Origin of the sequence: Kribbella italica (assembly GCF_014205135.1) — a bacterium.
GTDB classification, from domain to species: domain Bacteria; phylum Actinomycetota; class Actinomycetes; order Propionibacteriales; family Kribbellaceae; genus Kribbella; species Kribbella italica.
Genome location: NZ_JACHMY010000001.1, coordinates 889,617 through 913,747, shown reverse-complemented (window position 1 = coordinate 913,747; position 24,131 = coordinate 889,617). Strand labels below are relative to the sequence as shown.

Here is a 24,131-nt window from a genome sequence, read left to right as displayed (position 1 = left end):
TCGGGTGAGGCTCAGTTGAACGAGTCGCCGCAGGCGCAGGAGCCGGTCGCGTTCGGGTTGTCGATCGTGAAGCCCTGCTTCTCGATCGTGTCCACGAAGTCGATCGACGCACCCTTGAGGTACGGCGCGCTCATCCGGTCCGTGACGACGCTCACACCGTCGAAGTCCGCGACGACGTCACCGTCGAGCTGACGCTCGTCGAAGAACAGCTGGTACCGCAGGCCGGAACACCCGCCCGGCTGCACGGCGACGCGCAGCGCGAGGTCGTCGCGACCTTCCTGGTCCAGCAGCGCCTTCACCTTCGAGGCGGCCCCGTCCGTCAACAGGATCCCCGTCGCGGCGGCGGTGGCCTGCTCGGTCTGCGCTTCAGTCATTCCTGACTCCAGTCATCTCTTGAGCGCCCGGCTGCTGATGGGCAGGCAGCCGCACGCGGAAAATCCGCTGTCAACACGGGCCAACACCCACTGACCCGCGCTCATTCCCATGGTCGCACACCAATTTCGAGGATCAACAACTTGCCTCACCCACCGGGCAGCCACCCTCAGCGGGCCCAGGTCCGGGCGACGCGCTCGGCGACCTTGGCCAGCGAGCCGTGCGGATCGGCGAACGCCTGCTCCTCGCCGACGGCGTCGACCAGGGAGTAGGCCGACTCGACGCCCATCGTGCGCATCTCGCGGGAGCCGATCAGTACCTTGCCCGCCAGGACGACGCACGGCCGCATCGCGTCGTTCGCGACCTTGGCGACGCCCGCGATGACCTTGCCGTCGCGGGACTGGAAGTCGAACGCGCCCTCGCCGGACAGCACCAGATCGACCCGGCCGGCCTTCTCCTTCAGCCCGGTGAGGTCGGCGACGAGGTCGATCCCGGAGACGCGCTCGGCGCCGAGCAGGAGCAGCGCGTACCCGAGCCCGCCCGCGGCGCCGGCGCCCTTCTGGTCGGCGGTCTTCCGGTCGGCGAGCTCGGCGAAGCGGGTCAGCCAGCCGTCGACCACCGGCTTGCGCTCGTCGGCGACGCCCTTCTGCTGGCCGAAGATGTTGGTCGCACCGCGCAGCCCGAGCATCGGGTTCTCGACGTCGCTCGCGGCGACGAACTCGACGCCCGCCATCCGCGTCCGCGCCGGCTCGAGGTCGACCTCGGTCAGGTCGGCCAGCCCGGTCGCGCCCGCGTCGAGGCGGCCGCCGGCGGCGGTCGCGCCGAGGGCCGCGAGCAGGCCGGCGCCCGCGTCGTTCGTACCGGAACCGCCGAGTCCGAGAACGATCCGCTTCGCCCCCGCGTCCACCGCAGCGGCGATCAACTGACCGACGCCGTACGTCGTACCGTCCTCCGGCCGTCGGTCCGCCGGCTCGATCAGGTGCAGTCCGCAGGCCTGCGCGGTCTCGACGTACGCCGTCTCGCCGGCGACCAGGACGGTCGCCGGGACCTCACCGCCGAGCGGACCGCGCACGGTCACCGCCAGAAGGGTGCCGTCGACAACGGCGGACAGTACGTCGATGAACCCCGGTCCCCCGTCGGCCATCGGCGCCACCAGTACCTCGGCCTCCGGGTCCCGCCGCCGCCACCCCTCCTCGATCGCGGCCGCAGCCTCGACCGCCGTCAACGTCCCAGCGAACTTGTCCGGAGCAATCAGCACGCGCATGCGCCCATCCTCGCAAACCCGCTCGCCTTCGCGCGCATCCGCAACCACCTGCCGGACGGGCCTCTCGACGGGATAGGCCGGGCCTATCGGTCCATCCAGCTCGGCGACTGGGGTGGACGTGGGCCGACGTCGACGTGCACCACTGATCAACCACGCGACCGACGGCTCGGCCACGCTCAGCGCGCACCTCCGCGGCGGCCGATCGCGTGGTTGGTCAGTGGTGGGCGTCGGCCACCCAGCGGTCGACGTGCGCAAATGCGAGCCACCGCCTCGGGTCCGTGCGGCGTCGGGCCGGTAGCGTGCGGGCGGTGCAGCTCACCGTCGCCGAGGCGATTGCCGTCCAGGAGGACCTCCGCCGGCACGTCGTCACCACCGACGACACTTCGCCGGCGCCGCGGTACGTCGCCGGGCTGGATGTCGCGTACGACGGTGACGAGTACGCGGCGGCGGTCGTCGTACTGGAGGTGATCCGGGCGGCGACGGTCGAGCTGCAGGAGGTGGATCGCGCTGTCGTGCGAGGGCGGACTGCCTTTCCGTACGTGCCGGGGTTGTTCGCGTTTCGGGAGGTGCCGGGCCTGGTGGCCGCGTTGGAGCGGCTGCGGGTGACGCCGGAGCTGCTGGTGTGTGACGGCCAAGGGCTGGCGCATCCCCGGCGGTTCGGGCTGGCTTGTCACCTCGGGGTGGTGACCGGGCTGCCGAGTCTCGGGGTGGGAAAGACTGCTTTCGTCGGCGAGTGGCAGGAGCCGGGGACTGCGCGGGGTGAGGCCAGTGAGCTGGTGCTCGACGGGGAGGTCGTCGGGAAAGTGCTCCGGACGCAGAACAAAACCAAGCCGGTGTTCGTCTCAGTCGGGCATCGGGTGTCGTTGGGGACGGCGGTCGAGCGCGTGCTGGAGTTGGCGCCGCGGTATCGACTGCCGGAGACGACCCGCGCAGCGGACCGCGCGTGCCGGGACGGACTGGCCGAGCGCTGACGGCCCCGGTGCAGGTTCGACGAGCGAGGAGAGCGGATGACGTTGCACGAGAACGGCGTACGGACTGATGCGATGGCCCCGCTTCGGCCGGGGGCCTCGGCGGCGGTGCTGGACGGGGATCGCTTGTTGCTGACTCGGCGCAGCGACAACGGCGAGTGGTGCATGCCGGGTGGCGGGATCGACGCGGGTGAGCGGCCGGCGGAGGCCGCGCAGCGGGAGGTGCTGGAGGAGACCGGGCTGCGGGTGCGGGTGACCGGGCTGCTCGGGGTGTACTCGGATCCGGATCTGGTCGTCGTCTACCCGGACGGGAATCGGGTGCAGATCCTGGGCGTCCTGTTCCGCGCCGAGGTGGTCGAGGGCACGGCCGGGTTGTCCGACGAGGTGACCGAGGTCGGGTGGTTCACGGCGGCGGAGGCGGCCGAGTTGACGGTCATCGCCAATCATCGGCCGCTGTTGCCGACGGCGTACGGCGTGGCGGAGATCTACTTCAACCCGCCTAGGCCAAGTACTGCGTGACCGCGTTCGCGGCGCGGCGGCCGGAGACCAGGGCGCCTTGGATCGACGCCGTGTCGCGGTGGTCGCCGGCGATGAAGCGGCCTTCGCCGAGGTCGACCGGGCGGCGCGGGGTGAGCGGCGGCGCCTGCTGCGGAAGGGCTTCCGCGATGTCGTGCCGTACGACGAGTTGCCACGCGCCGGCCGACCGCCCGTACATCCGGGTCAGCTGGATCCGCACCTCGCTCTCGACGGCGTCGGTCGGCCAGAGGGTGGTCGCCTGGATCAGGTGCTGCCCGGGCGGCGCGTACGACGGCGCGACGTTCGACATCACCGCGGTGTTGACGACCGGCCCGTCGCGGCGGCCGTCGACCACCAGCAGCTTGTCGGTGCGCGGTGGTTCGTCGGTCGCGAACCAGTAGGTGCTGAGGCCCTTCAGCTGCGGCGCCCGGACCTGCACGAGTCCGGCGGCTGCCGACGGATCGGTGGCGACGACCACGGCACGGGCGCGGAGCTCGCCGTCGACGGTGCCGACGACCACCTCGTCGCCGCCTCGTACGGCGGTCACCGCGCGGCCAAGCTGAACAGGATCTCGCAGCCGCGCGGCCAACTGCTCAGGCAACGCGGCCATTCCGCCCGCGGGCAGACTCGGTGTGCCGAGCAGGAAGCTCCGGAGGAGCAGCCGTACGAAGGCTGCCGAGGTCGCGCCGTCCGCCTCGGCCAGTACCCCGGCGAGGAACGGCTCGAGGATCTCCCGCCGAAGCTTGCCCTCGACTCCAGCGCGGTCCAGCGACTCCTGCAACGACACATCTCCCCCACCCGACGAGTCGTGCTGTGCCTCGGCGAGGAGACGATGGACCGGGCCCAGAGCCGGAGCCGCCCAAGCGCCGATCCGGGCCAGCTCCTTGGGATGCAGGTAGCCGCTCAGGAGGGACTTGGCCACGAGACCCGGGCTGCGGCGCGGGTCGGCGACGAGCGTCGTACCAGCGGCTCCCGCGACGGCGACGCCGGCGGTGAACGCTTGGAGGTCCAGCGCCGGCAGGTCGACGTACCGGCGTACGGCGGGGTAGGCCGGGTTGAGCAGCTGGAAGCCGTGGTCGCACAGGTAGCCGTCGATGCGGTCGGTGCGGACCCGGCCGCCGACCGCGTCTGCGGCCTCGAGCACACTGACGGCGAGACCCCGGCTCTGCAGGGTGAGGGCGCAGTTCAGCCCGGCGAGACCAGCTCCGACGACGATCACGTCTGTCATCTCTCGATGCTTGCACATCTTTCGACCGATACCGCCAACGATCGGCGCCGGTAATTTCGCATGATGGGCAGTGACGCGTACCACGCGATCCCGGGGTGCCGGCGTGCGACGATGTTGACGTGACGACGATCGCAGACGGCCCGAAATCCCTTCCGCTGCTGTTCCTGGGCCGCGACACCGACCCGCACTCCGAGCGTGGCGTCGAGTGCCCGGGCGCTCTTCCGCCGGCCTCCGACCCGGACCTGGTCGAGCGGGCGCAGAAGGCCAAGGCCGCGCTCGGCGACCAGGTGTTCGTGCTCGGGCACCACTACCAGCGCGACGAGGTGATCCAGTTCGCGGACGTCACCGGTGACTCGTTCAAGCTCGCCCGCGACGCGGCGAACCGGCCGGACGCGCCGTACATCGTGTTCTGCGGTGTGCACTTCATGGCCGAGTCCGCCGACATCCTCACCAACGAGAGCCAGACGGTGATCCTGCCCGACCTCGCGGCCGGCTGCTCGATGGCCGACATGGCGCGGATCCAGCAGGTCGAGGCGGCCTGGGACGCGCTGGCCGACGCCGGCGTCGCGGACGTCACCGTGCCGGTCACCTACATGAACTCCAGCGCCGACATCAAGGCGTTCTGCGGCCGCAACGGCGGCGCGGTCTGTACGTCGAGCAACGCCGACGTCGCGCTCGACTGGGCGTTCCAGCAGGGCGAGAAGGTGCTGTTCCTGCCCGACCAGCACCTCGGGCGGAACACCGCGGTGCTGAAGATGGGCATCAGCCTCGACGAGTGCGTCGTGTACGACCCGCACAAGCCGGGTGGCGGTCTGACCCGCGAGCAACTCGCGGCGGCGAAGATGATCCTGTGGCGCGGGCACTGCTCGGTCCACGGGCGCTTCACGCCGGAGTCGGTCGACGACGTCCGGGCGCGCGTTCCCGGGGTGAAGGTCCTGGTGCACCCGGAGTGCCGGCACGAGGTCGTCACCAAGGCCGACCTGGTCGGTTCGACGGAGTACATCATCAAGGTCCTCGACGAGGCCGAGCCCGGTACGTCGTGGGCCGTCGGCACCGAGCTGAACCTGGTCTCGCGGCTGGCCAAGCAGCACGCCGACAAGAACATCGTCTTCCTCGACAAGACGGTCTGCTACTGCGCGACGATGAACCGGATCGACCTCCCGCACTTCGTCTGGACCTTGGAGAACCTGGTCGCCGGCCACGTCGTCAACCCGATCAAGGTCGACGCGGACACCGAGCGGCACGCCAAGATCGCCCTGGACCGGATGCTCGCCCTGCCGGGCAAGACCGCCCGGGACTGAGGGGGAAGGAGGAGCCTGTCGCCCCGGGCGCAGGCTCCGCCGCGCACCCCGCCGTTGCGAGGACGACAGGTTCGGGCCGCGCGGGACGCGCGCAGCGTCGGGGCCGAACACCTCCACAGCCCCTGTCTGCAAGGGTGGGGGCGTGAGCGACTCGGGTTTTCACCTGGTCGAGGTCGGTAGCGACCTCGACCAGGCAGGTGAGGTCGTCGACCGGCTGCTGGCGCTGAACGTGTCCGATCGGGTGCTGGTCGAGGTCGAGTGCGAGACCACCAGCCACGCGCTGGACTGGTGGTTGTCGAGAGCAACCGTCGGGTGGACGACGTTGGAGTTCCTGCTGCCTCCGGAGGTCGCCGTCGAGGTCGAGTGGCTGCTGGTCGCCGACGGGCGGGCCCGCGGCGGGGTCGTCGGCCCGGAAGGGGTGCATCTGTGGGTCGAGCCGACCGACACGGCCGCGCTCGAGAAACTGGCCCGCTCGGCGCCGGTGCCGGTCCGCGTGTACGTCGGGGACCTGAAGCCGGCGCTGTTCACCTGGGCGATGATCCCGCCGGCGCCGGCGCGGACCTTGGTGTACTGGGACGACTGCTGGTGGCCGCCCGAGGGTGAGTTCCGGGGTGAGTCCAAGCACGCGGGGGTCGCGGTGGCGGTCAACGCGTCGACGCTGTGGGACCTCGACCCGGGGCCGGTGGGCTTTCGGGTGTACGTCGAGACGCGGTCCGGCGACGTCGAGCTGGCTCGGCGGCTGGCAGGCAAGGCGAGGCTGGAAGTTCTTGCGGAGGCCGAGTCCCTCTGACGGGCCCGATCAGGAGTTGGTGACGCGGGCTTCGGCGTACCAGTCGGCCAGCAAGGCCGGGAGACGGTCGGGACCCCAGCGGTCGACCGGGGTGATGCGGCCTTTCAGGGCGGCCAGGCCCTTGGCCAGCTCGCCGACGACGTCGCCTCGCCAGTCGACAGCGACGCCTTCGTCCGGGCCGACGATGACGGACGGGCCGCCCCGGTCGACGCAGACGACCGGGCAGCCGCTGGCGAGTGCTTCGGTGACGGCCCAGCCGGCTGCTTCGCGGAGGGCGGGGGCCAGGAGCGCGTCGGCGCGGAGCAACGCGGCGAGGACCTCTTCGCGCGGGAGCTGGCCGGTGAACTCGACGCGGTCGCGGACGCCGAGCTGCTCGGCGAGGCGTTCGGCGCGCCGCCAGTCGGGGCCGTCGCCGATGACGCGGAGCTCCCACGTGGCGGCTTCGGGGCGCGCGAGCGCGCTGATCGCGATCAGCAGGCCCTTCCACGGGATCAGGCGGCCGACGAACAGCGCGGTCTTCACCCCGGGCCCGCCGAAGGGCTCGTACGGACCGGAGGCGCTGGCGAAGCGGCGGATCGCGACGTTCGGCTGGACGACGATCTCGCGCGCGTGCGGTCCGAAGACCTCCGCGACATCCTTGTTCTGGGCAACGACCAGGTCGGCCCGTTGCGCGACCTGCCGGCCGATCAACCGCCGGGCGGCGCCGGTCCACGCGCGGCGGACCAGTTCGCCCACCAGGCCGCCCGAACCGAGCCAGTGCGCCATCGACAGCGGCACCGCCGTCGACCCGCCGACCGGACCCCAGATCACCTTCGCCGACGTCCGCCGTACGACGCCCGCCGGCATCCAGTCGACGGCGAACGTGAGGTGGTGGATCACGTCGAAGACGTGCTCGCGGTGCAGCCGCTCGGCGACCTGGCCGGCCTTGCGCTGCCACAACGGGTAGTACCAGTACACGTCCGCGCTCCGCCGCCGCAGCTTGAGCAGGAACTTCGACAGCTCCAGCGGTACGACGGTCAGCCCCGGCACCGGCCGGATCGCGAGCTCTTCCTCGATCTCGTGCAGGAACTTGCCGCGGGTCAGCAACCACACGTCGTGGTCCCGCGCGGCCGCCTTCGCCCACGCCCACCCGGCGCCCGGCTCGGACCCACCCTGGGGCCGGCACGCGTACGCGCTGACGAGGATCTTCTTCCGGGCCTGCGCCGGCCCGGTCACAGCGTGCCCTCGAGCAACCGTCGCAGGTCCGTGCTCGACGTCGACGCCGTGTACGGGAAGTAGTGCACGCCGGCCCCGACCTCGCCGAGCAGCTTCTCCAGCCGGAGCCCCTTCTCGGTGCCCTTCCAGTCGTCGCCCTTGAACAGCACGTCGTACCGGAGCTGTTTCCACATCTCGAACTTGTCGCTGGACCAGTCGCTGACCACCTCGTCGACGATCCCGATCGCGCGCACGACCTCCATCCGCTCGTCGTGCGGTACGACGGGCGGGCGGCCCTTGATCTTGGTGACGACGTCGTCCTCGACCACGCCGGCGATCAGGTAGTCGCAGTGCTCGCTGGCGCGGCGCAGGATGTTCAGGTGCCCGATGTGGAACATGTCGTAGACCCCCGGGGCGTACCCCACGACGCCCATCAGGCCCGGACCCCGGACGGCGCCAGCGCCGCCATCTCCTTGTACCACTTGGAGATCGCGGCCAGCAGGAACAGCAGGTTCGCCAGCAGCATCAGCCCGTAGAGGCCGGCGAACAGCGTCGGCCACCCGACGGTGAGGAACACCAGGCAGAGGATCCCGTAGTCGGTCGGCGCGATCACCAGCGACTTCAGCACCGAGTCGCCGCGCACGTTGGCGGTCGAGACGCCGTGCCGCCGGCGCAACTGGTCGATCAGGATCAGCCCGAAGAACATCACCGCGGACACGCACAGGTACGCCAGTGGGACCAGCAGCACCAATTCGTTGCTGAAGGCATCGAACCGGTAGAACGAGACCAGCACCGCCGAGTGCAGCAGGGTGATCTTCACGCAGTCGATCATGTGGTCGAGCCACTCGCCGACCGGCGAGCCACCACCCCGCAGCCGGGCCAGCTGACCGTCGGCGGAGTCGAGCGCGTACCCCAGGACGAGCAGCGCCGTGACCACCAGTGCCAGCGGCAGACTCGGCGCGATCGTCGCGAGCAGCACGATGCCGATCAGCGAGCAGAAACCGCTCGACAGGCTGACCTGGTTGGGCGTCCGGTTCAGCAGGAACGCACCGGCGGCCAGGTAGCGGCCGAGTTTGCGGTTCACGAAGCGCGAGTAGACCGGCGTACCGGCCGAAGGTTTCTGAGCGCGCGCGAGCCGCGCGACGGCGTCGCCGTACGAGCTCATGCGACGGAGCTGCGCGACTGCCGCTGGCCGATCGCGGCGCGCAGGATCTGGCTGCGGGACTCGCGGCGGTTCGGCAGCGCGCGGACCAGCTCGGCGGGAACCCCGTCCAGCTCGTCAGCGGCCAGTACGCCGTCGGTCCCGTCAGCGGCGAACACGGTCTCGACCCCCGGCACCCCGGTCAACCATCCGGCGTCGTCGACCACGACGACCTCGTCCACGCAGCGCAGCTGCTCGAGGATCTGCGCTCGCTCGACCAGCGGGACGAACGGCCGCGCACCCCAGGCTTCGCGCGCCCAGTCGTCGGTGAGCACGCCCACCACGAGCCGGTCGCACTGTTCCTGCGCCTGCTCGAGCACGTCGAGGTGCCCGATGTGGAACAGGTCGAAGACCCCGGTCAGATAACCGATGCGCTGCGGCACCCTGCACTCCCCCACTGAGCCCCTGTGGGCTCTACCCCTCCGGCGTTCCCGAACCCAGCCGGGCCGGTACGCCGAACACCTGTGCAACGAACTTCTGGCGAAACTCCGGGAAACCGGTCCCCACCAGCTGTCGACGAGACCCCCCTCGCCTCCGCGCACTTTACACCGGGTGATCGCCGGTGACCTAAGCAATCCGTCGCGCGGCGATGACTGCCCCGGCAGGTACTCAGGGGGCAGGCGGCCCGGTCAGCTGCCGGCCGCGTGCCGCGCGATCGCATCGGCGTAAATCCTCTCCGTGGCCGCCAGGTCGCGCTCCGGGGTGAAGCGCTCCACATAGACCTGACGGGCTCGCTCGCCGCAGGTTATCGAAGTGCGCGGATCGGTGACCAACCGCAGTGCCTTCCGCAGCGATTCGGGGTCGCCCGGTTCGGCCAGCGCACCGGTCTCGCCGTCCTCGACGAGCTCGGCCAGCGCGCCGATCCGGGACGCGACGACCGGGACGCCGTGCGCGAACGCCTCCACCACGACGAGGCCGAACGTCTCGTAGGAACGAGCCGGTACGACGACCGCGCGCGCCGTACGGACGACGTCCATGCTCTCGGCCCACGGCAGCGCGCCGAGCACCCGCACGGACGGGTCCGCCGCGGCCCGCGCGTCGGCCTGGTCGCGCAGCGGTCCGTCACCGATGACGACCAGTTGGCCCAGCGAGGCGTCCCAGGCCTGCAGCAGATCGGCGAAGCCCTTGTCCTCGGTGAGCCGGCCGAGGAACACGACGGCTTCGCCCGCGCCCTCGCGAACCTGCCCGGAGAACGGGACGGCGTGCGGCTTGACGACGATCTGCTCGGGCGCGAACCCGGCGGCGACGTACCGGGACCGGACGAACTCCGAGGGCGCGATCAGCGTTGTGGTGTAGCGCTGCCAGGTGTGCAGGGCCTGGTGAACGCCGATCCCGGTGACCAGCGGCAGGCTCTGCACGGTCGAGTCGCGGTAGCAGCCGTGCACAGCGCCACGCCACGGGATCTTGCCGACGCAGGACTCGCACGGAGCGCCGTCGCGCTGCAGTACGGCGTTCGCGCACAGCAGGCGGAAGTTGTGCAGCGTGGCGACCACCGGGAGGCCGGCCCGGGACGCGGAACGCAGTACCGACGGGCTCAGGAGCGGGAACGTGTTGTGCACATGCACGATGTCCGGACGCTGTTTCTGCAATCGGAAGGTTAAATCGCGTTCGGCCGCAAATGACCATATGGAGCGGAACGGTAACAGTGCGCGATCTTTGCCGGGCATTTGCTCAATGTCATCGCTGTGTCGCGCGTAGAGATCGACGACATGTCCTGAGCTGCGCAATAAATCAGCTGTTTGATCGACAACGGTGTTCTCGCCACTGGGTTGACCCGAACGATAACGGTTGTGCAACATGGCGACCCGCATGGCACCACCTTAGAGGTTCGCGGTGGTGACAACTGGTTCGTGAGGCCGCATCTCGGGGAGTTTCACCGCGTGCCGATAACCCGGAGGATGCTTTGAGAAGGACGCCGCCCAAGCGGATGCTGCTCATCGGTGTCATCGCTAGCGCGATCGCCGTCGTTACAGTGGCCTATCCCGTCGTCTCCCATCAGAAGAACGCGGCAACCGCCGGAAAGTCACGCACTACCGATCAGGACGCCGCGGCCGGCGCGGGCATTCTTCCGTCGTCGCGGCCGACCACGAAGCCGACGAAACCCCGGGCGACGACGCCGCCGGGCACGGTGACGAGCAAGCCGCCGACCGTCGTACCGACGACGAAACCGTCGAAGCCTTCGGAGCCGACCAGCAAGCCGACCGCTCCCGAGCCGCCGGAGCCGACCAAGACGGTCGTCGTCCCCGGCAACGGCACCGCCGGACCGGCGTACGCCGGTCCTTGCAACGGCGTCGCGATCAAGCCGGGCCAGAACGCCCAGTCCGTGGTCAACGCGAACCCGGCCGGTACGACGTTCTGCTTCACCGCGGGGCTGCACCGGATCAGCCAGACGATCCGGCCGAAGGCCGACCAGACGATCGCCAGCGACGACCGCGCCGTACTGACCGGCTCCGTCCCGCTGACCGGCTGGACCCGATCCGGCGCCGCCTGGGTGACCCGCGGCGCGCTGCCGCCGGCGTACGGCAAGGCCGGTCAGTGCGAGGACAACGCGGCGAACATCTGCAGCCTGCGTGAGCAGCTCTACCTGGACGGCGCGCACCTGACCCGCGTCGCCTCGCTCGGCGCGGTCAAGGCCGGCACGTTCTACGCCGACTACGCCGCCGACGCGATCTACGTCGGCAGCGACCCGGCCGGCAAGGCGGTCGAGATGGCGAAGACCGCGACCGCGATCGAGTCGAACCAGCCCGGCGTCACCGTGCGCGGGCTGACCATCGAGCACTTCGCCAGCGCGGCCCAGGCCGGCGCGCTGGTCTCCGGCCCCGGCTGGAAGGTGAAGGCGAACGAGGTCCGCTGGAACAAGTCGGTCGGGCTGATGCTGGTGAAGGCCAACAGCGCGCGGATCGAGCGCAACCTGGTGCACCACAACGGCCAGCTCGGCCTCGGCCAGTACAACTCGCTGCAGGCCGACGTCACCTCGAACGTGATCACCCAGAACAACACCGACGGCTTCTGGATCGCCGACTGGGAGTCCGGCGGGATGAAGTCGACCCGCTCGTCCGGCACCGTCAGCGGCAACCTGATCCAGGCCAACAAGGGCGTCGGGATGTGGGCCGACGTCGCCGACGACGGCCGGGTGATCAGCGGCAACAAGATCGTCGCGAACGCCGCCGACGGGATCCGGTTCGAGATCAGCCGCAACGGCACGATCGAGAACAACACGATCACCGGCAACGGCTTCGGCACCGGCCGCGGCTCCGGGACGTCGCTGTGGGACGGCGGCGGGATCAACGTGAACACCTCGTCGAACGTGACGGTCCGCAACAACGTCGTCAGCGGCAACGTGAACGGCATCTCGATCCAGTCCCGCACCCGGGGCGACGGACCGTGGGGCAAGTACGTCCTGCGCAACGTCCGCGTCACCGGCAACTCGGTGCAGATGACCGGCGGCACGCAGGCCACCGGCATGGTGCAGAACTCCGGCGCCGAGGTGCCGGCCGGTCAGCTGGTGTTCAGCGGGAACCGCTACCAGCTCGATCGGCTCGCCGCCCAGCGCTTCGCCCGCTTCGGCACGAAGCTGACTGCCGAGGGCTGGCGAGCGGCGGGTCATGACACCAGCGGGAGCTTCCTCACCAACTGATGGGCTCGCTGGGTGGCGTGCCTGTCGCCCGCTGACCGGGTTCGCCGGTTGGCGGGCCCTCGCCGGCTGACGGGCCTCACCAGCTCGTACTGCCGCCCTTGGCGACTGACGCGATGATCTCGCACCGTCTGACGGAGCGTAGTTACGCGGCGTGAATTGATTGCACCGCGCAACGGAGTATGCGCCGAGGGCAACTTGATAGGGGCAAAACGCAACAGAATGTGTTGACAAGGCCACGCGGGGTACTAGTCTGCCGGTAGTTGCACCGGGGGGTGCCGATGGAAAGTCACGCCCCCGGAGGCCCGACAGATGAACAAACAAGTGACGATTCTCGCCGCGAGCACGCTCGGCACCCTGACGGTCGTCGCGATCGTCAGTACGACCGTACCGGCCGCCGCGTCACCGTTTCAGCAGACTCGCACCTCGGCCCTACAGCCAGCTCCCATGCTCCCGGACAGCCGGACCGTTGCCCTGGGCCCGTCGATGCCCCTGACAACGACCACAGCTCCTGCCGCACCGCGCCCAGGGATCCCCCTGCCGACCACAGCTCCCACCACCCCGCGCCCAGGGATCCCCCTGCCGACCACAGCTCCCGCCACACCGCGCCCAGGGATCCCTCTGCCGACGGCCGCCACTACGCAGTCGATCACCACCCGGCCGGCCGGCCCGCCGCTCAACCCACCGCCGGCCGGCACGCCACCCAACCCGCCGTCTGTCATCCCACCGCCCAACACCCCGCCGCTCCTCAGGCCGCTCAACACCCCGCCGGCCTTCGGGCCGCTCACCACCCCGCTGGTCGACACATGGCAGGCCGCCACGCAGCCCACCACGCCACCGGTCAACACACGCCCGGCCGTAACGCACCTCAGCACACCGTCGATCAGCACACGGCCCACCATCACCCCGCCCGTAATCACGCCCCCCGAAATCACGCCGCGGTCCAGGCGGTCGTCGCCACCACTCCCCGGCGCCGGCTTCGAGGCCGGCCCGTCGCAGGCCCCCGCCTGCTCCGGCATCGTGGTCACCCCCGACCAGAACGCCGCCGAGGTTGTCGACAATAGCCCGGCCGGCGCCACCCTCTGCTTCGCCGCCGGCCTGCACCGGATCGACCGGATGCTGCGCCCGAAGGCCAAGCAGACCCTGGGCAGCGACCAGGGCGCCGTACTGACCGGATCCGTCCCGCTGACCGGCTGGACCGCGAACGGCGGCGACTGGACGGTCAAGGGCGTACTGCCCACGCCCTACGCGCGGATCGGCCAGTGCGAGGACAACGTCACCAACATCTGCCACCTGCGCGAGCAGCTCTTCCTGAACGGCAAGCACCTCAAGCGGGTCGCGACCCGCGACAAGGTCGTACCGGGCACCTTCTACGGCGACTACGCCGGCAACGCCGTGTGGATCGGTGACAATCCGGCCGGGAAGTCCGTCGAGATGTCGAAGACATCGACCGCGATCGCCGGCGGCCAGGCGAACGTGACCGTCCGCGGGCTCACGGTCGAACACTTCGCCTCCGCCCCGCAGGCCGGCGCCGTCGTCCTGGGCGGCGGCTGGAAAGTGTTCGCCAACGACCTCCGCTGGAACCACGCGGTCGGCGCGATGCTCGTCAACGCCGACGGCGCACGACTGGAGAAGAACCTGATCCAGTCCAACGGACAGCTCGGCGTCGGCCAGTACAGCACCACCAACGGGTCGATTGTCGGCAATCAGATCAGCGGCAACAACACCGACGGGTTCTGGATCGCCGACTGGGAGTCCGGCGGCATCAAGACCACCTGGTCCAACGGCGGCTCGGTCAGCGGCAACGTGATCAAGGCCAACAAGGGCGTCGGCCTGTGGAGCGACGCCTACGACGACGGCCGGACGTTCGCCAGCAATCAGATCGTCGACAACGCTGCGGACGGTATCCGGTACGAGATCGGACGCAACGGCGTGATCGAGAACAACACGATCACCGGCAACGGCTTCGGCACCGGCCGCGGCTCGGGCCGGTCCCTGTGGGACGGCGGCGGCATCAACGTCAACACGTCGTCGAACGTCCAGGTCCGCAAGAACACACTGGCCGGCAACGTCAACGGCATCTCGATCCAGTCCCGCACCCGCGGCAACGGCCCGTGGGGCCTCAACGTCCTGCGCGATGTCGTTGTCACCGGCAACAAGGTGACGATGAAGGGCGGCACCACCGCCACCGGCATGGTGCAGAACGCCGGCGCCGCGATCCCCGCCGGCGAGGTGACCCTGAAGGCCAACGAGTACTTCCTCGACAGCCTGTCCGCCGACCGCTTCCAGAAGTTCGGCCAATGGTTCACCGCCAAGGAGTGGCAGCGATCCGGCCTCGACGCCGACAGCAACTTCCTCCTCGGCAAACGAATCATCCGCTGAGCGGCTACCAGAGCACGCCCTGGCCGAACGCCTCCGCCAGCGTGAGGTTGAGGACCCCGGACACCACGGTGGGTGCGACCAGCACCACCGTGGTGGCGGGCCAGAACCACACGCCGCGCGTTCTGCGGATCCCACGGTTGACGGCGACGACCAGGCCAAGCAGCGGGACGCCAAGGAGCACGGTGCCGACGACGGCCGCCTGCAGGTCCACGGGGTCGCCTTCGAAGGGCGACCACGGTGCGTCCAGGAGACCGGCGAGCACGTGCCGCAGTATGAGCTCGGCGAGGCCCAGCGGGTAGAGGAGCAGGTAAGCGAACACCACGTTGACGACGAGCCAGGTGAGCGCGGTCAGGATCTGACGAGCCGGCATGCGCCTGGCGGCTGCGATCTGGTGGTCCATGAGCTGCCTCCTCGCCAGGGAGTGGTCAGCTCAGCTCGGTGACGTGCCCGATCAGGAGGGTCCGGAAGGCCTCGTTCTCCTGGAGGTTCCTGGGGAAGACGCTTTCGACCGCCAGTAGCGCGTCCACCAGGTCGGTGGGGGTTGTGGTGTTCGCGATGGCTGACTTGAGGCGATCGGCTTGGGGGTCGTCGACCGTGGTGCTGCGGGCTACGTAGACCATCCAGGCGGCGACCGCTAGGGCGGCTGAGGCTGGTTCGGCGTTGGTGGCCAGGCGGTCTTGAATGGTGCCGAGGAGGCGGACGGGGAGTTTGACCGAGCCGTCCATCGCGACCTGGGTGGTCTTGTGCTTCAGCGCCGGGTTGGCGAAGCGCTCGAGTACCGACTCGCCGTACGACGGGAGGTCGAGGCCGTCGGGTGGGGTGAGGGTGGGGATGACGTCGGAGCGGATCAGTTCGCGGGCGGCCGCGGCGAGTTCGTCGTCGCGGACTGCTTCGGCGATCGTCTCGTACCCGCGGAGCGCACCGAGGTAGGCGAGCATCGAGTGGGTGGCGTTGAGCATCCGGAGCTTCGCCTGCTCCCAGGGGGCGACGTCCGCGGTGAGCACGGCGCCGGCCGTGTCCCACGCGGGCCGGGCGCCGGCGAAGTGGTCCTCGATCACCCACTGCAGGAACGGCTCGGCGACCACGACCGCTTCGTCCCGTACGCCGAGCAGCCGCGCGGCCTCGTCGCGGTCGGCGTCGGTCGTCGCGGGGACGATCCGGTCGACCATGCTCGCCGGGAACGCGGCGGCGTCGAACTGTTCGCCGCGCAGGCCGGCCGCGTCGGCGTACTCGTGCACCAGCCGCTGCAAGAAGGGGCCGTTGGCAACGAGGTTGTCACAGGAGAGGATTGTCAACGATTCACCGGTACGTCGGGCGAGTCCGGCGGCGAGCTGGCCGACGACGGTCCGCGGCGGGCGTCCGGCGAGGTCGGCCTGGATCTCCGGGTCGGACAGGTCGAGCCCTCCCCCGGATGCGGCCCGGTAGCCCTTCTCGGTGACCGTCAGCGTGACGACCGCTGTCCGATTGTCTGCAATCCGCGCGACGACGGCATCCGGGTCCTCCGGCGCGGTCAGCACCTCGCGGATGCTGCCGATCACCTCGATGGAAGTCGAGTCGGTGCCACGCGTCAGGACGGAGTAGAGGCCGTCTTGCGGAGCCAACTGATCCCGCACAGCGGCCGAGCGCTGGCTGACGCCGGCGATCCCCCAGCGGGTCTCCCCGGTCAGCTGAGCGGCCCGCTCGGTGAACACCGCCTGATGCGCCCGGTGAAAGGCGCCGAGCCCGAGGTGAACGATGCCGACGCTCAGCTCCCCGGGATCGACAGCAGGCTTGGTCGGCAGGTTGCTCAGGCTCAGGCGATTCATGCGGAGACCTCCATGCTGGCGAGGACGGGCGACTGGTTCACGAAGGTGCTCATGCGGACCTCCGTGCTGGCGAGGACGATCGGCTGGTTCGCGAGGGCGCTCATGCGGAGACCCCCGTACGGGCGAGGACGATCGACTGGTCCACGAAGGCACTCACGCGGACCTCCGTGCTGGCGAGGACGATCGACTGGTTCACGAGAGTGCTCACGCGGAGACCTCCGCGCTGGCGAGGACGATCGACTGGTTCGCGAGGGCGCTCACGCGGAGACCTCCGCGTCGGCGCGGACGATCGACTGGCTCGCGAGGGCGCTCATGCGGACCTCGGTGCTGGCGAGGACGATCGACTGGTTCGCGAGGGCGCTCACGCGGAGACCTCCGCGCCGGCGCGGACGATCGACTGGTTCGGGAGGGTGCTCACGCGGACCTCCGTCGTGCTGGCGAGGACGATCGACTGGCTCGCGAGAGTGCTCATGCGGACCTCGGTGCTGGCGAGGACGGCCGACCGGTTCACGAGAGTGCTCACGCGGAGACCTCCATGCTGGCGAGGACGGGCGACCGGTTCGTGGGGGTGCTCATGCTGAGACCTCCGTGGTCGCTGCGTGGGCTTGGGATTGGGTGAGGGTGGGGACGTGGCCGGTGCCGCCGAGGCCGCCGACGGAGAGGGAGGCGGCGGCTACGCCGAGGCGGACGGCGGTGAGGAGGTCGTCGCCGAGGGCGAGGCGGGCGGTGACGGTGCCGGCGAAGGAGTCGCCGGCGCCGGTCTGGTCGACGATCCTCGGGGCGGGGATGACCGGGATCTCGGTGAGGCGGCCGGCGTCGTCGAGGAGGATGCCGTCCTCGCCGCGGGTCAGGGCTACGGCCTGGATGCCCAGGCCTCGGAGCGTCGTACAGGCTGCTGCCGGGTCGTCGGTGTCGGCGACGAGTTGGGCTTCGCGGGGCCAGCCGGGGGTGATCAGGCGCGTGTACGGCGCGACGGCGCGCAGGTGGGTGGCGGCGCCGGCGGCGGAGACCAGGCGGGGGCGCCAGTTCGGGTCGTACACGAAGCACTTGCTGTGCTGCGCCGCGATCCGGACGGCCTTCGCGGAGAGTGGGGAGATGGCGCAGGCGATGCCGCTGGCCAGTACGGCGCCGACTTCGGCGACGAGGTCGAGCGGTACGTCGCCGGGGCCGAGGCCGGAGCCGGCGCTTCCCCGGCGTACGTAGGTGAACTCGCGCGCGCCTGAGGGGTCGGCGTGCTGGAGGTAGAGGCCGTGCTGGCCGTTGACCCGACGGACCAGGGAGGTATCGATGCCTAGGGCAACCACTCGGTCGAGGAGGCGGTCGCCGAGCTCGTCGTCGGGGACGCGGGCGAGGAGGGCCGTTCTGGCGCCCGCCGCTGCGGAGGCTGCCGCGGCGTTGAGCGCGTCGCCGGAGAAGTTGAGCGTGAGGTTCGTGCCGGCGTCGAGGGGGTCGGTCGAGCTGAGTTCGACGAGGATCTCCCCCAGTACCAGTACGTCAGGCAGCACCATCAGGAGTACCTCCAAGGGCGGGTTGGGGGCTGAGGCCGGTGGTCATGCGGCCGGGCTGTCTGCTGGGGCCGCGTTGCGACCGGAGATTTGGCGGTGGGGTGAGCGATGGCGCCACACCGGAGAGAGCCAGCGGCAGTCTGCGGTTCTACACGACGCAACGGACCGGCCGAGGTCGACCGCGTCCCCGTGGGTCCGAAGATCACCTTGAGAGTCATTGGGGGGCCTCGGTGGTAGAGGCTCGGACGAGGAGGTCGCCGGGGAGGACACGGCGTTCGGGAGCAGCGGCCGGGTTGTCGAGGAGGGTGAGGAGGAGTTCTACCGCCAGGCGACCCGCCTGTTGTTTGGGGAGGCGGATGGTGGTGAGTGCCGGGTGCGACATGGCGGACATCGCGATGTCGTCGATGCCGACCACGCTGAGGCGGGTGGGTACGGGGATGTTGCGGGCGTGGAGGCGGGCCAGGAGGCCGATCGCGACCAGGTCGTTGTAGGCAATGACCGCGGTGGCGCCGGTGGCTACGACCTGGTCGGCGGCGGCCATGCCTCCGTCGTAGTGCGGCGGGAAGTGGCCGACCTCGACGAGGTCGACGCCGTGGGCGGCGCTGGCTTGGGAGAGGCCTTGGCCTCGCTGATCGCTGGACCAGGACGCCGCGGGGCCGCCGACCCAGGCGATGCGTCGGTGACCCAGCGCGGCGAGGTGGGCGACGGCTTGGCGCATGCCGTCCTCGTGGTCGAAGACGACCGCCGGTAGATTGTCGACAATGCGGTTGAGGAGTACGACGGTGGTGTCGGCGGCGATCGCCTTCAGGTCCTCAGCTTCGGCTCTCGGCGAGCAGAGGACCAGCCCGTCGACCTGCTTGGCGAGCGCGCGGACGAGGTCCATCTCGGCGGCGACGTCCTCGTCGGTGTCCGCGACGAACACCGCGACGTCGGCCGCCCGGGCGCGCGCCTGGACGCCTTTGACCACGCTGGGGAAGAACGGGTTGGCGAGGTCCGGCAGGACGAGTCCGATGTTGCCGGTCCGCCCCGTGATCAACCCGCGGGCAGCCTTGTTCGGCTCGTAGCCGAGCGAGTCGGCCGCCGTACGCACCCGTGCGCGGGTCGCCGGGTTGACGAGGTCGGGCAGCGACAGCGCCCTGGACACCGTCGAGGTCGACACCCCGGCCAGCCGCGCGACATCGCGAAGTGTTGCTGCCACATCCACCTCCCGCTCCGGAAACCACGCAGCTTGCCCGCCGTGCTGCGGCGGCCGTCGCACCCGACGGTAGTGAACGCCACGTACGACGCACCCAGCCCGCAGCCGCGAACTGCCGGCCAGTTCGACGTCGCGCTGAACCGCAGTTCCGAAGGAGTCTGCAAGCGATTGCAACGCTCTGTCAACAGCACTCGCTCTTGTGCTCACCCGAAGCTGCTGCAATCCTTTGCAGTGCCGTTGCAGACGACGTACTGGAGGACGACATGCCGAAGGCCCTGCAGCCTCATCCGGATCGGGCGTTGCCGGCTGGGCCGGCGCGTGAGCTGGCGCGCCGGATCCACGCCTCCACGAAGGATCTGCCGCTGCTGTGCCTGCACGGGCACGTCGACGCCACGCTGTTCGCGAGCGACGAGCCGTTCGGCGACCCGGCTGAGCTCCTCGTCGTACCGGATCACTACGTCACCCGGATGCTGATCTCCCAGGGCGTCTCCCCCGACCGCCTCGGCCTCCCGCGCCGCGACGGGACGGCGACGGCCGAGCCGCGCGAGGTCTGGCGCGAGTTCTGCTCGCACTGGCACCTGTTCGCCGGTACGCCGAGCCGCTACTGGCTCGAGCACGAGTTCGCCGAGGTGCTCGGGCTGAGCGTGCACCCGTCGGCCGAGACCGCCGACCTCCTGTACGACGAGATCGCGGCGCGGCTCGCGCAGCCGGAGTTCCGGCCACGGGCGCTGCTCGACGCCTTCAACATCGAACTATTGTCGACAACCGACGCCGCGACCGACGATCTCGCTCCGCACGCGAAGATCGCCGCTGATCTGCCCGGCCGGATCGTCCCGACGCTGCGGCCGGACGCGGTCGTGCACGTCGACCGGCCGGGGTGGAGCGACCTGATCACGCTGCTCGGCGAGCGGGCGGGGACCGACACCACGTCGTACGCCGGGTACCTCGAAGCGCTGAGGCAGCGGCGTCAGACCTTCATCGCGGCCGGCGCCCGGGCGACCGACCACGGGCACTTCAGCGCTGCCGCCACTCCATTGAGCGACGCCGAGGCCGAGCGGATCTACGCCGACGCCTTGCACGGCCGGACCACGCCGGAGGACGCGGCGGCGTTCGCGGGCAACCTGCTGTTCCAGATGGCCGCGATGTCCGCCGAGGACGGGCTGGTCATGCAGCTGCACCCCGGCGTCCTGCGCGACCACCACCCGGGCATCCACGCGACGTACGGGCCGGACCAGGGCCACGACATCCCGGTGGCGACCGAGTTCACCCAGTCACTGCGGCCGGTGCTGGAGCGGTTCGGGCACGCCGAGGGGTTCCGGATGGTGCTGTTCACCGTCGACGAAACGGCGTACTCGCGGGAGCTCGCTCCGCTGGCCGGTGTGTACCCGAGTGTTCGGCTGGGTGCGCCGTGGTGGTTCTTGGACAGCCCGGACGGCATGCGCCGGTTCCGCGAGCTGGTGACCGAGACGGCCGGCTTTTACAACACCTCCGGCTTCGTCGACGACACCCGCGCGTTCCTGTCGATCCCGGCCCGGCACGACCTGGCCCGGCGCGTCGACGCGGGCTATCTGGCGGACCTGGTCGTTCAGCATCGCCTGGATGAGGACGATGCGTTCCAGGTGGCGCAGGATCTGGCTTACAACCTGGCGCGGACGACGTACCTCAGCTGAGCTTGGTCGGGCCGGACGAGAGGACGACTCCGTACTTCGGTCGGCAGACAGTCTGCCCAGGTTCCCGGCCCACCCCGTCGTGCGGTACCGCCCGTCCCCCGAGGCGACTCTGAGCACCGGCCAGCCATCTGGCGAGCCCGACGATGGCTGAGCCGTGCTCAAAGTCGGCCAACGAGGTGGGCGCGGAGTGCCGGCGGGCAGGAGCGGGTGTAGGCGCGGGGTGCCTGCAAGCGGGCGCGGGGTGGGGCTCGGGGCCGGGCGGGTACGGGCTCGGGGGCCGGTGGGCGGGGACGGGTGTAGGCGCGGAGTACGGGCGGGGGCACGGGCAGGCCAGCGGGCAGGGCAGGCGTATGCACGGGGCGCGGCGTGCCTGCGGGTGGGGCACTGAGCACCGGCGGGCAGGGACAGGGTGCGGACTGCGGGCAGGGAGGTCGGCGCAGGCAGGGGGCGCGGCTGTGGGCTCGGGGTCCGGCGGAGCAGGGGCGGGTGCGGGCACGAGGTGCGGGCTGGCGCGGAGTGCCTGCGGTAGGGCCGGTGTAGGCGCGGGGTGTCGGCAGGTGCGGGGGCGGGCCGGCGCGGGGTGTGGGCTCGGAGCACGGGCAACCGACGGGCAGGGGCGGGTATAGGCGCGGGGCGCGGATGCGGGCGGCCTGCGGGCAGAGGTGGGTGTGGGCTCGGGTCCGGGCGGCCGGCGAGGAGGGGCGAGTGCGTGCGGGCAGGGCGGGTGTAGGCGCGGGGCGCGGGCGGGCGTGGGCGCGGAGCGCGGGTGTAGGCGCGGGGCGCGGGTGTAAGCGCAGGGTGCCTGCGGGCGGGTGCGGGCGCGGGGTGCGGGCGGCCGGTGGGCAGGGACGGGTGTAGGCGCGGGGTGCGGGCGGCCAGCGGGTGGGGGCGCGGCCAGCGGGCAGGGGCAGGCGCATGCGCGGGGCGCGGCGTGCCTGCGGGTGGGGGCGCGCTGAGTACCGGCGGGCAGAGGCGAGGTGCGGGCAGGGGCGGACGCGGTGGGCGGCCAGGGCGGATGCGGCTCGGGGTGCGGGCAATCCGGCGGGCGGCTGCGGGCAGGGGCGAATTCGGGCAGGGACGGGTGCAGGCGGACGGGTGTGGGCAGGTGCGGGTGTGGGTTCGGGGTCCGGGCGGCGGGCGAGCAGGGGCGGTGTAGAGGCACGGAGCGTGGCAGCAGGCGGGTGCGGGCGCGGGGCGCGGGCGACCGGCGGGCAGATGCGGGCGCGGGGTGTGGGCGGCCAGCGGGGTATGGGCTCGGAGCACGTGCGACCGGCGGGCAGGGGGTGTAGGGGCGGGGGTGCTGGTGGCAGGTGCGAGGTGTGGGCGCGGGGTATGGATGCGGGTGGCAGGTGCGCGGGCAGGGTGGGCGGTACTACAGCGGGTGGGGCACTACAGTTGGGCGACTTGCTGCTGGGGTGTTGGGGGATGGATGAAACGCGCTGCCGGGATTGTGCTGGCGTTGGTACTGCTGGGCGGGTGCACCGATACGGCGCCTGAGGCCGAGCCCGCCGCGGAGGCGCCGGGGCTTCCGGCGGCGGCTACTGCTGAGCTGGGGGCGACAGGGCCCGGTACGGCGGGTGCTTGCGATGGCGTCGGGATTGCGCCGGGGCAGGATCCGCAGCGGGTGATTGATCAGAACCCGGCGGGGTCGACGTTCTGTTTCAGCAAAGGGCTGCATCGGATCACTCGGCCGATCCGGCCGACTGAGGGGTCCACGCTGGCCAGTGATCAGGGCGCGGTGCTGAGCGGTTCGGTCACGTTGAACACCTGGCAGCGCGAGGGGCAGTACTGGGTGGTCCGTGGCGCGCTGCCGGCGGCGTACAAGCTGAAGGGGAAGTGCGAGGACGAGCGGACCAATCCGTGCCAGCGGGGTGAGCAGGTGTTCGTTGATGGCAAGCATCTGACGCGGGTGATGAGTCTTGCGGCGCTGAAGGGTGGGACGTTCTACGGCGATTACACGGCCAACGCTGTGTACGTCGCTGACGATCCGGGCGGGCACCAGGTCGAGATGGCGCGGACCGAGACGGCGATCGAGAAGTCCGCGGCGAAGGTGACGGTGCGTGGGCTGACCGTCGAGCACTTCGCGAGCCGGCCGCAGGGTGGGGCGGTTCAGGTCGGTACCGACTGGACGGTGGAGGCGAACGACGTGCGCTGGAACCACGCGGTCGGGATCATGGTGATCGAGGGCGACCGGGCCGTCGTACGGCGGAACACCGTGGCCGACAACGGGCAGCTCGGGATCGGGCAGTTCCGGTCGGCCGAGGGGCGGATCGTCGAGAACCTGATCACGCGCAACAACACCGACGGGTTCTGGATCGCGGACTGGGAGTCCGGCGGGATCAAGGCGACGCGGTCGTCGGGTGAGGTGTCGGGCAACGACATCGTCGCCAACCGCGGGATCGGGATGTGGAGCGACATCGCCGAGTACGACCGGCGGATCAGCGCGAACCGGATCCGCGACAACGCCGCGGACGGGATCCGGTACGAGATCAGCTACAACGGCGTGATCGAGGGGAACGTTGTCGAGAGCAACGGGTTCGGGACCGGGCGCGGGTCGGGGCCGAGTCTGTGGGACGGCGGGGGGATCAACGTGAACACGTCCGCCGACGTGAAGGTGGTGGGCAATCTGGTGCGCGCCAATCGCAACGGGATCTCGATCCAGTCGCGGACGCGGGGCGAGGGGCCGCGGGGGCGGTACGTGCTGCGGGATGTGCTGGTCGAGGGGAACCAGGTGGTGATGGATGGGGCGACCGCCAGCACCGGGGTCGTCGAGAACAAGGACTCCCCCGCGCCGGAGTCGGTGCAGTTCCGGCGCAACAGCTACCGGATCGGTGACCGGGCTGCCGAGCGGTTTGCGTACAAGGGTGCGCCGATGACTTGGCAGCAGTGGCAGGCGGCCGGGTTCGACCAGGACAGCCGCAGTAGCTGAGGTGGCGGCCATGCGGCCGGTCAGGTAGTCGGTGGCCAAGGCCGCGGCGGCCGAAAAGAGAAGTGTTGCCAAGGTGGCGGGAGTGCTGCCTAGCGCACAGGTGGCGGGCGGGCTGCCTAGCGCACAGGTGGCGGGCGGGCTGCCTAGCGCACAGGTGGCGGGCGGGCTGCCTAGCGC

The 24,131-nt window shown here is 70.7% G+C and carries 21 protein-coding genes; 8 read left to right on the top strand and 13 right to left on the bottom strand.

Features of this window, described 5'->3' with window-relative positions; genetic code table 11:
- Positions 1 to 11: 11 nt before the first annotated feature.
- Positions 12 to 374: an iron-sulfur cluster insertion protein ErpA gene (erpA, locus tag HDA39_RS04350; protein WP_184793950.1), complete on the bottom strand. Its 363-nt coding sequence runs from the start codon at positions 372 to 374 to the stop codon at positions 12 to 14.
- Between the two features lie 167 nt (positions 375 to 541).
- The gene (locus HDA39_RS04345) at positions 542 to 1,636 is read right to left on the bottom strand and encodes a glycerate kinase family protein (protein WP_184793949.1); all 1,095 of its coding nucleotides are present in this window, start codon (positions 1,634 to 1,636) and stop codon (positions 542 to 544) included.
- A 308-nt stretch (positions 1,637 to 1,944) separates the two neighbouring features.
- Here HDA39_RS04345 and nfi point away from each other — a divergent pair, with 308 nt between their 5' ends.
- Entirely contained in the window at positions 1,945 to 2,607 is a 663-nt protein-coding gene (gene nfi, locus HDA39_RS04340) for a deoxyribonuclease V (protein ID WP_337925618.1), read from the top strand.
- Positions 2,608 to 2,643: 36 nt separating this feature from the next.
- A complete protein-coding gene (locus HDA39_RS04335; protein WP_184793947.1) occupies positions 2,644 to 3,123 on the top strand; it encodes an NUDIX domain-containing protein in 480 nt (159 codons plus the stop codon).
- Here the strand turns inward: HDA39_RS04335 and HDA39_RS04330 are convergent.
- On the bottom strand, positions 3,104 to 4,348 hold the full coding sequence (locus HDA39_RS04330; RefSeq protein WP_184793946.1) for an NAD(P)/FAD-dependent oxidoreductase: 1,245 nt from the start codon (positions 4,346 to 4,348) through the stop codon (positions 3,104 to 3,106). The two genes, HDA39_RS04335 and HDA39_RS04330, sit on opposite strands and share 20 nt — an antisense overlap.
- Before the next feature lie 119 nt (positions 4,349 to 4,467).
- On the opposite strand from HDA39_RS04330, the gene nadA reads away from it, so the two are divergent.
- Positions 4,468 to 5,649: a quinolinate synthase NadA gene (nadA, locus tag HDA39_RS04325; RefSeq protein ID WP_184793945.1), complete on the top strand. Its 1,182-nt coding sequence runs from the start codon at positions 4,468 to 4,470 to the stop codon at positions 5,647 to 5,649.
- 142 nt (positions 5,650 to 5,791) lie between these two features.
- Entirely contained in the window at positions 5,792 to 6,439 is a 648-nt protein-coding gene (locus tag HDA39_RS04320; RefSeq protein ID WP_184793944.1) for a hypothetical protein, read from the top strand.
- A gap of 9 nt (positions 6,440 to 6,448) precedes the next feature.
- Here the strand turns inward: HDA39_RS04320 and HDA39_RS43605 are convergent, their stop codons facing one another.
- The 5 genes from HDA39_RS43605 to HDA39_RS04295 form a co-directional block, all read right to left on the bottom strand.
- Positions 6,449 to 7,654, bottom strand: coding sequence for a glycosyltransferase (locus HDA39_RS43605; protein ID WP_184793943.1), 1,206 nt, complete (start codon positions 7,652 to 7,654; stop codon positions 6,449 to 6,451).
- A complete protein-coding gene (locus HDA39_RS04310) occupies positions 7,651 to 8,067 on the bottom strand; it encodes an FAD synthase family protein (protein ID WP_184793942.1) in 417 nt (138 codons plus the stop codon). The genes HDA39_RS43605 and HDA39_RS04310 overlap by 4 nt, the downstream gene beginning before the upstream one ends.
- Positions 8,067 to 8,798: a CDP-alcohol phosphatidyltransferase family protein gene (locus tag HDA39_RS04305; RefSeq protein WP_184793941.1), complete on the bottom strand. Its 732-nt coding sequence runs from the start codon at positions 8,796 to 8,798 to the stop codon at positions 8,067 to 8,069. The genes HDA39_RS04310 and HDA39_RS04305 overlap by 1 nt, the downstream gene beginning before the upstream one ends.
- Positions 8,795 to 9,217, bottom strand: coding sequence for an adenylyltransferase/cytidyltransferase family protein (locus HDA39_RS04300; RefSeq protein ID WP_184793940.1), 423 nt, complete (start codon positions 9,215 to 9,217; stop codon positions 8,795 to 8,797). Before HDA39_RS04300 ends, HDA39_RS04305 begins: the two co-directional genes overlap by 4 nt.
- 246 nt (positions 9,218 to 9,463) lie before the next feature.
- On the bottom strand, positions 9,464 to 10,633 hold the full coding sequence (locus tag HDA39_RS04295) for a glycosyltransferase (protein ID WP_238356395.1): 1,170 nt from the start codon (positions 10,631 to 10,633) through the stop codon (positions 9,464 to 9,466).
- Positions 10,634 to 10,761: 128 nt separating this feature from the next.
- Here HDA39_RS04295 and HDA39_RS04290 point away from each other — a divergent pair, with 128 nt between their 5' ends.
- Both HDA39_RS04290 and HDA39_RS04285 read left to right on the top strand, forming a co-directional pair.
- Complete coding sequence (locus HDA39_RS04290) at positions 10,762 to 12,471, top strand: right-handed parallel beta-helix repeat-containing protein (RefSeq protein ID WP_238355972.1); 1,710 nt, start codon at positions 10,762 to 10,764, stop codon at positions 12,469 to 12,471.
- Positions 12,472 to 13,488: 1,017 nt separating this feature from the next.
- Positions 13,489 to 14,850, top strand: a complete 1,362-nt coding sequence (locus tag HDA39_RS04285) for a right-handed parallel beta-helix repeat-containing protein (RefSeq protein ID WP_337925617.1) — start codon at positions 13,489 to 13,491, stop codon at positions 14,848 to 14,850.
- 4 nt (positions 14,851 to 14,854) lie between these two features.
- Here HDA39_RS04285 and HDA39_RS04280 read toward each other — a convergent pair whose 3' ends face one another.
- The 5 genes from HDA39_RS04280 to HDA39_RS04260 all read right to left on the bottom strand — a co-directional run bounded on the left by HDA39_RS04280 (position 14,855) and on the right by HDA39_RS04260 (position 19,358).
- Positions 14,855 to 15,250, bottom strand: a complete 396-nt coding sequence (locus HDA39_RS04280; RefSeq protein WP_184793938.1) for a hypothetical protein — start codon at positions 15,248 to 15,250, stop codon at positions 14,855 to 14,857.
- Between the two features lie 25 nt (positions 15,251 to 15,275).
- Positions 15,276 to 16,655, bottom strand: coding sequence for a mannitol dehydrogenase family protein (locus HDA39_RS04275; protein ID WP_184793937.1), 1,380 nt, complete (start codon positions 16,653 to 16,655; stop codon positions 15,276 to 15,278).
- 361 nt (positions 16,656 to 17,016) lie between these two features.
- Positions 17,017 to 17,178 carry a hypothetical protein gene (locus HDA39_RS04270; RefSeq protein ID WP_184793936.1) on the bottom strand — a complete coding sequence of 54 codons (162 nt, stop codon included), beginning with the start codon at positions 17,176 to 17,178 and terminating at the stop codon, positions 17,017 to 17,019.
- A 49-nt stretch (positions 17,179 to 17,227) separates the two neighbouring features.
- Positions 17,228 to 18,163 carry a sugar kinase gene (locus HDA39_RS04265; protein ID WP_184793935.1) on the bottom strand — a complete coding sequence of 312 codons (936 nt, stop codon included), beginning with the start codon at positions 18,161 to 18,163 and terminating at the stop codon, positions 17,228 to 17,230.
- 211 nt (positions 18,164 to 18,374) lie between these two features.
- Positions 18,375 to 19,358, bottom strand: coding sequence for a substrate-binding domain-containing protein (locus HDA39_RS04260; protein WP_184793934.1), 984 nt, complete (start codon positions 19,356 to 19,358; stop codon positions 18,375 to 18,377).
- 260 nt (positions 19,359 to 19,618) lie between these two features.
- On the opposite strand from HDA39_RS04260, the gene uxaC reads away from it, so the two are divergent.
- Positions 19,619 to 21,025, top strand: coding sequence for a glucuronate isomerase (gene uxaC / locus HDA39_RS04255; protein WP_184793933.1), 1,407 nt, complete (start codon positions 19,619 to 19,621; stop codon positions 21,023 to 21,025).
- Positions 21,026 to 22,649: 1,624 nt separating this feature from the next.
- Positions 22,650 to 23,954 (top strand): right-handed parallel beta-helix repeat-containing protein, encoded by a 1,305-nt coding sequence (locus HDA39_RS04250; RefSeq protein ID WP_337925616.1) that lies wholly within the window; start codon positions 22,650 to 22,652, stop codon positions 23,952 to 23,954.
- Positions 23,955 to 24,131 lie beyond the last annotated feature (177 nt).

Bases quoted from the DNA above. Each gene is read 5' to 3' on its own strand.
- HDA39_RS04290 (WP_238355972.1), top strand. From the start codon at position 10,762: ATGCTGCTCATCGGTGTCATCGCTAGCGCGATCGCCGTCGTTACAGTG.
- HDA39_RS04295 (WP_238356395.1), bottom strand. From the start codon at position 10,633: ATGTTGCACAACCGTTATCGTTCGGGTCAACCCAGTGGCGAGAACACC.
- uxaC (WP_184793933.1), top strand. From the start codon at position 19,619: ATGCCGAAGGCCCTGCAGCCTCATCCGGATCGGGCGTTGCCGGCTGGG.
- HDA39_RS04275 (WP_184793937.1), bottom strand. From the start codon at position 16,655: ATGAATCGCCTGAGCCTGAGCAACCTGCCGACCAAGCCTGCTGTCGAT.
- HDA39_RS04280 (WP_184793938.1), bottom strand. From the start codon at position 15,250: ATGGACCACCAGATCGCAGCCGCCAGGCGCATGCCGGCTCGTCAGATC.
- HDA39_RS04305 (WP_184793941.1), bottom strand. From the start codon at position 8,798: ATGAGCTCGTACGGCGACGCCGTCGCGCGGCTCGCGCGCGCTCAGAAA.
- HDA39_RS04330 (WP_184793946.1), bottom strand. From the start codon at position 4,348: ATGACAGACGTGATCGTCGTCGGAGCTGGTCTCGCCGGGCTGAACTGC.
- HDA39_RS04335 (WP_184793947.1), top strand. From the start codon at position 2,644: ATGACGTTGCACGAGAACGGCGTACGGACTGATGCGATGGCCCCGCTT.
- HDA39_RS04265 (WP_184793935.1), bottom strand. From the start codon at position 18,163: ATGGTGCTGCCTGACGTACTGGTACTGGGGGAGATCCTCGTCGAACTC.
- erpA (WP_184793950.1), bottom strand. From the start codon at position 374: ATGACTGAAGCGCAGACCGAGCAGGCCACCGCCGCCGCGACGGGGATC.
- HDA39_RS04345 (WP_184793949.1), bottom strand. From the start codon at position 1,636: ATGCGCGTGCTGATTGCTCCGGACAAGTTCGCTGGGACGTTGACGGCG.
- HDA39_RS04310 (WP_184793942.1), bottom strand. From the start codon at position 8,067: ATGGGCGTCGTGGGGTACGCCCCGGGGGTCTACGACATGTTCCACATC.